The sequence below is a fragment of the Thiolapillus sp. genome (assembly GCF_048562965.1).
In the GTDB taxonomy this organism is placed as follows: Bacteria; Pseudomonadota; Gammaproteobacteria; order Chromatiales; family Chromatiaceae; genus Thiolapillus; species Thiolapillus brandeum_A.
Genome location: NZ_JBHNMF010000102.1, coordinates 1 through 8,707 on the forward strand (window position 1 = coordinate 1; position 8,707 = coordinate 8,707).

Annotated in this window: 13 protein-coding genes; 7 read left to right on the top strand and 6 right to left on the bottom strand. The window is 57.2% G+C overall.

The annotated features are described in order from the left end of the window. Positions 1 to 127: 127 nt before the first annotated feature. The 3 genes from ACOCD2_RS07515 to ACOCD2_RS07525 are packed head-to-tail and all read left to right on the top strand — an operon-like array spanning position 128 to position 1,310. Positions 128 to 307, top strand: a complete 180-nt coding sequence (locus ACOCD2_RS07515; protein WP_305800386.1) for an SPFH domain-containing protein — start codon at positions 128 to 130, stop codon at positions 305 to 307. An 8-nt stretch (positions 308 to 315) separates the two neighbouring features. After that, positions 316 to 867, top strand: a complete 552-nt coding sequence (locus ACOCD2_RS07520) for an SPFH domain-containing protein (protein ID WP_305800387.1) — start codon at positions 316 to 318, stop codon at positions 865 to 867. Beyond that, complete coding sequence (locus ACOCD2_RS07525; protein ID WP_293647096.1) at positions 864 to 1,310, top strand: NfeD family protein; 447 nt, start codon at positions 864 to 866, stop codon at positions 1,308 to 1,310. Before ACOCD2_RS07520 ends, ACOCD2_RS07525 begins: the two co-directional genes overlap by 4 nt. Here ACOCD2_RS07525 and ACOCD2_RS07530 read toward each other — a convergent pair whose 3' ends face one another. Continuing rightward, positions 1,311 to 1,706 carry an OsmC family protein gene (locus ACOCD2_RS07530; protein WP_293647094.1) on the bottom strand — a complete coding sequence of 132 codons (396 nt, stop codon included), beginning with the start codon at positions 1,704 to 1,706 and terminating at the stop codon, positions 1,311 to 1,313. Positions 1,707 to 1,775: 69 nt separating this feature from the next. On the opposite strand from ACOCD2_RS07530, the gene ACOCD2_RS07535 reads away from it, so the two are divergent. Continuing rightward, complete coding sequence (locus tag ACOCD2_RS07535) at positions 1,776 to 2,093, top strand: hypothetical protein (RefSeq protein ID WP_293647092.1); 318 nt, start codon at positions 1,776 to 1,778, stop codon at positions 2,091 to 2,093. A gap of 26 nt (positions 2,094 to 2,119) precedes the next feature. Then, positions 2,120 to 2,557, top strand: a complete 438-nt coding sequence (locus ACOCD2_RS07540) for a phosphatase PAP2 family protein (protein ID WP_293652499.1) — start codon at positions 2,120 to 2,122, stop codon at positions 2,555 to 2,557. Positions 2,558 to 2,582: 25 nt separating this feature from the next. Here ACOCD2_RS07540 and ACOCD2_RS07545 read toward each other — a convergent pair whose 3' ends face one another. The 5 genes from ACOCD2_RS07545 to hemA are packed head-to-tail and all read right to left on the bottom strand — an operon-like array spanning position 2,583 to position 7,075. Further along, positions 2,583 to 3,176 carry a class I SAM-dependent methyltransferase gene (locus ACOCD2_RS07545; protein WP_293647090.1) on the bottom strand — a complete coding sequence of 198 codons (594 nt, stop codon included), beginning with the start codon at positions 3,174 to 3,176 and terminating at the stop codon, positions 2,583 to 2,585. Next, entirely contained in the window at positions 3,173 to 3,919 is a 747-nt protein-coding gene (locus tag ACOCD2_RS07550; protein ID WP_293647088.1) for a HesA/MoeB/ThiF family protein, read from the bottom strand. The genes ACOCD2_RS07545 and ACOCD2_RS07550 overlap by 4 nt, the downstream gene beginning before the upstream one ends. Continuing rightward, on the bottom strand, positions 3,916 to 4,749 hold the full coding sequence (gene prmC / locus ACOCD2_RS07555; protein WP_293647086.1) for a peptide chain release factor N(5)-glutamine methyltransferase: 834 nt from the start codon (positions 4,747 to 4,749) through the stop codon (positions 3,916 to 3,918). Before prmC ends, ACOCD2_RS07550 begins: the two co-directional genes overlap by 4 nt. Next, positions 4,746 to 5,825, bottom strand: coding sequence for a peptide chain release factor 1 (gene prfA, locus ACOCD2_RS07560; protein ID WP_293647084.1), 1,080 nt, complete (start codon positions 5,823 to 5,825; stop codon positions 4,746 to 4,748). Before prfA ends, prmC begins: the two co-directional genes overlap by 4 nt. Beyond that, positions 5,822 to 7,075, bottom strand: coding sequence for a glutamyl-tRNA reductase (gene hemA / locus ACOCD2_RS07565; RefSeq protein ID WP_293647082.1), 1,254 nt, complete (start codon positions 7,073 to 7,075; stop codon positions 5,822 to 5,824). Before hemA ends, prfA begins: the two co-directional genes overlap by 4 nt. Positions 7,076 to 7,440: 365 nt before the next feature. On the opposite strand from hemA, the gene ACOCD2_RS07570 reads away from it, so the two are divergent. Continuing rightward, positions 7,441 to 8,097, top strand: coding sequence for a DUF1329 domain-containing protein (locus ACOCD2_RS07570; RefSeq protein WP_419625669.1), 657 nt, complete (start codon positions 7,441 to 7,443; stop codon positions 8,095 to 8,097). After that, positions 8,094 to 8,402: a hypothetical protein gene (locus ACOCD2_RS07575; protein ID WP_293650101.1), complete on the top strand. Its 309-nt coding sequence runs from the start codon at positions 8,094 to 8,096 to the stop codon at positions 8,400 to 8,402. The genes ACOCD2_RS07570 and ACOCD2_RS07575 overlap by 4 nt, the downstream gene beginning before the upstream one ends. The last annotated feature ends 305 nt before the right edge of the window (positions 8,403 to 8,707 follow it).

The window sequence follows — 8,707 nt, forward strand, 5'->3', positions numbered from 1 at the left end:
ATCCCCAATCCCAGTAGCAGTATCTCGTTGCCGTCCACGTCTTTTCCTCATGCCAGTATTTGGCGCTATACTGGCACAGGTTTTTGGAGGAATTCCACTTAAAACGTCGAGGAACCAAAGAAAATCTATGATCTATCGGGACTTGACAGATGTGCCGTCTCAGGAGGTCATCACCAAGGACAACGCCATGGTGCGTGTCGATGGCGTGATCTTCTATCAGGTGCTTGATGCCGCCAAGGCTTCCTACGAGGTGAACGATCTGGTGCGTGCCATTCTCAACCTGACCATGACAATATCCGTACGGTGATGGGTTCCATGGATCTGGACGAACTGCTGTCCAACCGCGACAAGATCAACGCCCAGTTGCTGCATGTGGTGGACGACGCTACCACTCCCTGGGGAGTGAAGGCCACCCGCATCGAGATCAAGGATATCGCTCCTCCACGAGATCTGGTGGATGCCATGGCGCGGCAGATGAAAGCCGAGCGGGAGAAACGCGCACAGATACTGGAAGCCGAAGGTCTGAGGCAGTCCCAGATTCTCAAGGCAGAAGGTGAGAAGCGCAGTGCGATACTCACGGCCGAGGGAGAGAAGGAAGCGGCTTTTCGTGAAGCAGAGGCGCGTGAACGTCTGGCGGAAGCAGAAGTGCGGGCCACTGCCATGGTGTCCGAGGCGATCAGCAAGGGCGACATCAATGCCATCAATTATTTCATCGCCCAGAAATACACCGACGCGCTGCAGAATATCGCGTCAGCCCCGAATGAAAAACTGGTGCTCATGCCGCTGGAGGCATCCAATCTCATCGGCAGTCTGGCGGGAATCGCCGAGGTTGCCAGGACAGCCATGAAGAAAGGTGATGTCCGATGATGGGGCTGCTTGGAGAACTGCAACCCTGGCACTGGGCGGTGCTGGGTATCGTGTTGCTGATTCTGGAGGTTTTTGCCCCTGGTGTTTTCTTCATGTGGATGGGCATTGCCGCAGGCATTGTTGCCTTGTTCAGCTGGCTGATCGGCGATATGAGCTGGCAGGCGCAGGTGTTGGCGTTCGCTGGGCTGTCTCTGGTCAGCGTGGTGCTGGGACGGTGGTGGCTGAGCCACCACGGCATGGCGACAGAGGAGCCTACGCTGAACCGCCGGGGTGAGCAGTATATCGGCCGCGCATTCAATCTCGATGAGCCCATCGTCAACAGCGTGGGCAAGATCCGGGTGGATGATACAACCTGGAAGATTAGCGGTCCGGACTGCCCGGAAGGCAGCCGTGTTACGGTGATTGGCGTGGATGGCGTAGTGCTGCTGGTGAAGTGCGAATAATCAGACCGCTTCCAGCGTGAATTCCGGCGGGTTGTGTAAATAGCGTTTGACCGTGCACAGATCTACGGCCTTGAGAATGCTGCTACGGTATTTGTCAGGGAAGTCTTTGGGCAGGGTCAGGCGATAGTGTACCCGGGCGCTGAACGGTGGTTTGTCATCGCGCTCCCAGTCCATGTCCAGTGACAGGCCATCGGTGGGAAGATTGCGTGACTGACAAAAGTTCAGGGCGTAGATGCCGGCGCAGCTGGCCAGGGATGACAGGAAAAGATCGAAGGGTTCCGGTGCCGATGCTTCGCCGCCGGCCTTGACGCATTGGTCTGTCTGAACATGAAAATCGCCTGCTGTCACGTCCACTTTCTTGCCGCCGGGAAAACTCACTTTCAAGGTTTGTTTCATGAGGTCTACTGCATGGTGAAAACGATAGGATGTATTTTGCCCCAACCCTGTAGCCAGGGACATTGACCGATGGCAAAGCTGTCAGAAAATATCCTGGGCGGCTGTGCCCGTGCGGCGCCAAAGCAGTGGTTGGTGCTGATGCTGCTGTTGTTGGTGGCATTGCTGCCCGCGTATCTGCTGCACTTCACCATGCCGAAAGAGGGATGGGTGCTGGACTTCTGGTGGGCGGTCAGTTTCTCCGCTAGCAAATACGGACTGGCATGGGTGGGGCTGCTGATGGCGCTGCTGGTACAACCATCCTGGAAAAGAATTCCTCTGCTGTTGTTGCCCATACTCCTGTTTATCGGTGGTGCTGCCTGGATGAACATCTGCTCAAGCCGGCAATAGCCGAGCCACGCCCCAGCATCGGTTATCTGGCGGATGCCGCCAATGGTGGAGTTTTGGAGCAAGGCGTACAGGCTTTCTACCGTATGCCGGACAAGGCTTCCCGCAGTGCTTACCTGGAAAAGCGCCTGGAGGCTTCTTCCGGTCTGCAGATGCCCGAGCTGTTGCGTGAACACTGGGTCGAAGAGACGGGTTACTCCTTTCCGTCAGGTCACGCCTTCGCAGCCTCTGCGCTGGCCGGTTGGTTCATGTTCATGATTCTCTGTGCCGGCAGGCGCCACTGGCTGCTGCCGGTATTCTGGGGTTGGGTGGTCGCAGTGTGCTATTCGCGGGTCTTGCTGGGGGTGCACCGGCCGCAGGACGTGATGGCCGGCACGGTGGAGGGAATGGCACTTGTGGCAGTGGCTGTCCTTGCTAGTTCCGGTATCCTGGGCTGGAGGAAAAAGCAGAATCAGGAGCCGCTGTAAACGAACCCCTAAACCCGACAGGCACCTAGGTTTTCTCCGCCATGGCAACGGTATAACTCTTTCCCTGCTTGATCTTTCTGTGATTGCCGAACACTTCCTTGAAGCTGCGGGCGATGAACTGGCGTAGCCCGGTGATGACGACCACGTAGAAGCGCCCGCCCGGTTCCAGCCTGTCCTTGATGTCGTTGAAGAACAGGTAGTAATGCTCCTTGCCGGTCTTGGCGGGCAGGTTGGTGACCGCGAGTGTGAAGGTCCGGTCGCCAGGTACCTGATCCAGGCCGTTACTCAGCAGCACTTCCACGTTGTCGATACCATTGAGGGCGGCATTCTTTTGCGCATAGTCTACAGCCACGAAATCCTTGTCCACCAGGGTGCAGTGTCCCTGGGGGGCGCTTCTGGCGATGGGTAGTCCCAGGGGGCCATAGCCGCAGCCCAGGTCGATGGCTCGCTCATCGGGTTTTACTTCCAGATGCTTCAGCAGCAGATGCGTGCCGGCATCGATGGCCTTGGGAGAGAACAGCCCCCAGGTGGTGTGGAAGGTCATGGGGTGTCCCAGCAGTTCATCGTGGATGACGAGATCCTTCCTCAGTTCATTCAGGTTCAGTGTCTTGTTGTTCATGCGTGATTTCCACAGACGGGGCAATGCGGGTCTGCTTTCAGTGTCAGTGTGCGCAGCTGCATTTCCAGTGCATCCACCAGCAGCAGTTTTCCACTGAGCGTTTCGCCGGCGCCGGTGATGAGCTTGATGGCTTCAGTGGCCTGCAGGCTGCCGATGATGCCTGCGACAGGTGCGAGGATGCCGTTTGCGCTGCAGCTGCTGTCGAGTTCGCCGCTGTCGCCGTACAGGCAGTGATAACAGGGTGCGCCTGGCCGGTCATTGAATACGGAAACCTGACCTTCCCAGCGAATCGCCGAACCGGATACCAGAGGGGTTTTATGCCGAACGCTGGCGCGGTTGATGGCGAAGCGGCTGCCGAAGTTGTCGGTGCAGTCGATGACCAGGTCGCAATGCTTTACTGTTTCCTCAAGGGTCGCATCGTCCATCTGTGCCGCTATCAGCTGTACATCGCAGTCGGGGTTGAGCTGTTGCAGCATGTCCCTGGCGGATTCGGTCTTGGGGCAGCCGATATGATCCCGGGTGTGGATGATCTGGCGCTGCAGGTTGCTCAGGTCCACTTCGTCATAGTCGGCCAGGACGAGACTGCCCACCCCCGCAACGGCGAGATACATGGCCACGGGCGAGCCCAGTCCGCCCAGCCCGACGATGAGCACGCGGGCATCGAGCAGCTTCTGCTGTCCCTGCACGTCGATGTGCGGGAGCATTATCTGGCGGCTGTACTGCAGGAGTTGCTCGTCGTTCATGGTGAGCGAGAATAGCACCCGAAGGTGATTCTGTCGCGGCGTTCCAGGTCCTGCCGGGTTTCGACGGCTTCGAAGCCGGCAGCCCCGAACAGTCGTCTGACCGCTGCACCCTGGTCCATGCCATGTTCCACCATGAGCCAGCCGCCTGGATGCAAGAAACCGGGTGCTCCGGCGACGATGATGCGCAGGTCATTCAGGCCGTCGGGCCCGGCTGTGAGGGCGGCAGCCGGTTCGTGAGGCAGGCCGTCTTCCAGCAGGTGGGGATCGCCTTCGGCAACGTAGGGGGGATTGCTGATGATGAGCTGATAGGGCTGGTTCCTGTGCAGGAACTCGAACCAGTGGCTGCGCAGGAGGCGGATATTGGTTGCCTGCAGGCATTTGGCATTCCGGGCAGCCATTTCGAGGGCTTCCTCACTGATATCCGTGGCGGTGATGTGCCAGTGGGGGCGTTCACTGGCCAGCGCCAGGGCGATGGCGCCGCTGCCCGTGCCCAGGTCGAGCACCCTGGCCTGTTGCAGCGGCAGGCCGAGGGCGGCTTCCACCAGCAGTTCGGTTTCCGGCCGGGGGATGAGGGTGGCGGGTGTTACAAGCAGGTCGAGAGACCAGAATTCCCGGTGGCCGGTCAAATAGGCCAGGGGTTCGCCATCGAGCCTGCGCTGCAGCAGGCTTTCATACTGCGCAAGCGCCCTGTCATCGAGCCGGTATTCGGGCCAGGCGTAGAGCCAGCTGCGGTCCTTGCGCAGGACATGGGCGAGGATCAGGGGAGCGTCTGCTGCGACTTCCTGGTTCAGCGCGGCAGCAGCGGCAAGGAGTTCGCCAACCTTGTTCACGCGGTGGACAGTTCGGCCAGCTGTTCTGCCTGGTATTCCTGCATGAGCGGATCGATGACCTGGTCCAGGGCGCCGGCCATGATCTCGTCCAGCTTGTACAGGGTGAGGTTGATGCGGTGATCGGTAACCCGGTTCTGCGGGAAGTTGTAGGTGCGGATGCGCTCGGAGCGGTCACCGCTGCCCACCTGCAGTTTGCGGTTGGCGGCCATGGCCTGGTTCTGCTGTTCCTGGGCGGAGGAGAGCAGCCTGGCCTGGAGGAGGGAGAGGGCGCGGGCCTTGTTCTTGTGCTGGGAACGTTCGTCCTGGCATTCGACCACTAGCCCTGAGGGCAGGTGGGTGATGCGCACGGCCGAATCGGTCTTGTTCACATGCTGGCCGCCGGCGCCGGAAGCGCGGTAGGTGTCGATGCGCAGGTCGTTGTTGTCGATATGAATGTTATCGATGTCGTCCGCTTCGGGCAGGATGGCCACGGTGCAGGCAGACGTGTGGATGCGTCCCTGGGATTCGGTTTCCGGCACCCGCTGTACCCGATGGGCGCCGGATTCGAACTTCAGGCGGGAATACACGCCCTGACCGGTGATGCGCACCACCACTTCCTTGTAGCCGCCGTGTTCGCCGGGGCTTTCGCTGATCATCTCGGTACGCCAGCCCTGGTTTTCCGCGTAGCGCAGATAGGCCTTGAGCAGATCGCCGGCGAACAGGGCAGCTTCGGCGCCGCCGGTGCCTGCGCGGATCTCAAGGAAGATATTGCGTTCGTCGTTGGGATCCTTGGGAAGCAGCAGCGTTTGCAGTTCAGGCTCAAGTGTCTGCTGCTGCTGACGTGCTTCTTCGAGGTATTCCTGTGCCAGATCCGCCATCTCGGGATCGTTGAGCATTTCGCTGGCGTTGCTGATCTCTTCTTCCGTGTCCAGGTAGCGCTGGTAACAGCCAACCACGGGTTCGAGCTGGGCATACTCCTGGCTGAGGTTGCGGAAGCGGTTCTGGTCGTTCTGTACGTCCGGGTCCGAGAGCAGACCGGTGATTTCCTCGAAGCGATCCCGGATCTGTTCGAGTTTGCTGCGGATGCTTTCTTTCATTTATCGAGCTGGAACAGGGTGCTGGCTGCGTCCAGCAGTTCCCTATGCCCGCAGGAACCGGCTTCCCGAAGCTGGGAGCTGGGCGTGTGCAGCAGTTTATTGGTAAGGGTATTGGCGAGAAATTCCAGTGTCTGTTCGGGTGAGTTGCCCTTTTCCAGCATGCGAAGGGCTTTTTCCAGGGTTTCCTGCTTGATCTTGTTCGCCTGGCCCCGGTAGTTCTGGATCATTTCCACCGCATCCAGAGAGCGCAGCCAGCCCATGAACTCTGTGGTCTTCAGTTCGATGATCTCGGCGGCCTGTTCGGCGGCTTGTTGGCGGGACTTGAGATTCTCCTGTATCACCTCTTCCAGGTCGTCTACCGTATAGAGGTAGACATCGCGCAGGGATTTCACCTCGGCTTCGATGTCCCTGGGTACGGCGATATCCACCATGAACATGGGCTGATGGCGCCGCTGTTTGAGGGCGCTTTCAACCGCGCCCTTTCCCAGTATGGGTACCGGGCTGGCGGTGGAGGAAATGACGATGTCCGCTTCGGGCAGGTGGGTGGAAATTTCAGTGAGACTGATGGCATAGCCGCCGAACTGTTCCGCCAGTTCATGGGCCTTGGCGACGGTACGGTTGGCGACGATGATCTGGCCGATATTCTGCTGCTGCAGGTGGCGGGCAGTCAGTTCGATGGTCTCGCCTGCGCCGATGAGCATGGCGGTCTGCTCGGACAGGTCGGAAAAGATCTGCTTGGAAAGGCTCACCGCGGCGAAAGCGACAGAGACGGGACTGTCGCCGACGGCAGTATCTGTGCGTACCTGCTTGGCGGCGGAAAAGCTGTGCTGGAACAGTCGTCCCAGTATCTTCCCTACGGTGCCCGTGTCAGATGCCGTCTGCCAGGCGGATTTCACCTGGCCGAGGATCTGGGGTTCGCCCAGTACCAGGGAATTGAGGCCGCTGGCGACACGCAGCAGATGGTCGACGGCCCTGTGTTCCTGGTGCAGATAAAGGTAAGGCGACAGGTCACTGGTGTTCAGCCCGTGAAAGCGGGCCAGCCAGCCCTGCAGCTGATCCGGTTCCAGGTCGCAGCCGTAGCAGTAGACTTCCGTACGGTTGCAGGTTGACAGGATGATGGCTTCGTTGGCGCCTTCTGTTTCCGTGAGCGTGCGCAATGCCCCAACGATGATATCCGGCCCGAACGTGACGCGTTCCCGGATGTCCACCGGTGCGGTCGTGTGATTGAGGCCTAGAACCAGAAGCGTCATGTTTTTCCGCGGAGCACCCGCCAAGTGATGAAAACAATGAGAAATTTTCGGCTATCAGCGGGTTGAATGCAAGGATGGCGTGCGTTTAACCGCATGTGTTTCGTTTTCAAATATTACTATTTCCGTATATCAGCATGTTCTTGCCTATCACAAATCAAATCTGATTGCATTGAAAACAGTGGTAATTCATGTCTATTTGTTTAATAATCGACACTCGAGACTTGGACGGTCGCAATAAGATTCCCAACGAAGGGGGAGCGGAACAGCGGAACAGGGGATTTTCTCCGCTTTGTTACACAGGTAGTGTGCCTAAAATAGATATCCGACAATGTAGCGGGTAGTGGTTCAGTACCATGGGAGGAGAAATGATAAAAACGCGACTGATGGCCGCTGTTTTGCTGTTGTCGACCGGTATGGCGGGGCTTTGTGCCACTGCTGCTGCCGGTGTGACACCGCAGTTGCCTTATCCCAAAAGTCAGCCTTCCGCGCTGGAGATCATGCAGCAGGTCTATTTCGTCAATCATTTTTACGCGCTGAAGAACTTTGCGATCACCAAGGTGAAGCGCAAGATCACGGTACTCGTGAGCCGGGCAAAGGGAAAGCGCCCCACGACCAACACACTCGAACGTTACCTGAACAACGATTACGAAAATGATCCGGTCGTCAGAGCCAAGGATCTGGCCATTTTTCGTTCCGGCAAGCTGCGGGGTACCGGTCTGCTGATCACGGATTATGACGATGACTCGAAAGGCCAGTCCTACATGATCTGGTTGCCGGCATTGCACAAGGTGCGTCGTTTTGCGCAGCCGGCACAGGATGATTCCTGGGGGGGGGCTGGATTTCACCTTCGGAGATGTGGTGTTGCGCAAACCCGAAAACGAAACACACGAATTCCTGGGAAAGGAAGTGTTCAGGACCTGCCTGAAAGGTATGGATATTCCCAAGAAACACCGCAACCGTTATACGCGGCATCTGGCGAAAGAGTCTTGTGCTTCAAAGGGAAAAGAAGTATATTAAAGTGAAAAGCACCACCAAGTTCGAGAACTGGTGGTACGACTATCGCATCAACTATGTGGATACCACGACGTTTGCCGATTACCGTACAGAATATTATAAGAACGGAAAAAAAATAAAATTTATCGACAGAGACTGGAACAGTCTCGGGCTGGAAGATCCCCGCGCTCTGGCTTGGGGTTACTGGTATGGAAAAAACTTTCTTACCGGTCATGAGAGTTGGGCTGTCATTCCAAAGGAAGTCGTTAAATACAACGCCAATTTCAAGCCCTCTTTGTGGTCTGAGCGCACCTTGCGCAAGATCAAGCGTTGATTGTTCGCAGTTTGTCGAAGTCAGTTTGTGTTTCGCATTCATCGCAATGCAGACTGAATTCGACAGACATGCGAGACGAATGTTTTCCTGTTTATCGACCTATGGAGAAGGAAGCAGGAGAATTTAGTGTGACTTTAATCCTGGAGTTCACAGGTTCAGGGTTATTCTTGTAATTTAATCGTAGGAACTAGAGTTTAGAGTTTCAGAGGAGAAAAACCACTAAAAATCTCAAAAAATAGTTGACATAGCAAGGCGCGGCCTCTCAGAAGAGAAATCAACACAAACTTCTGGAGGCCGCTATGGAC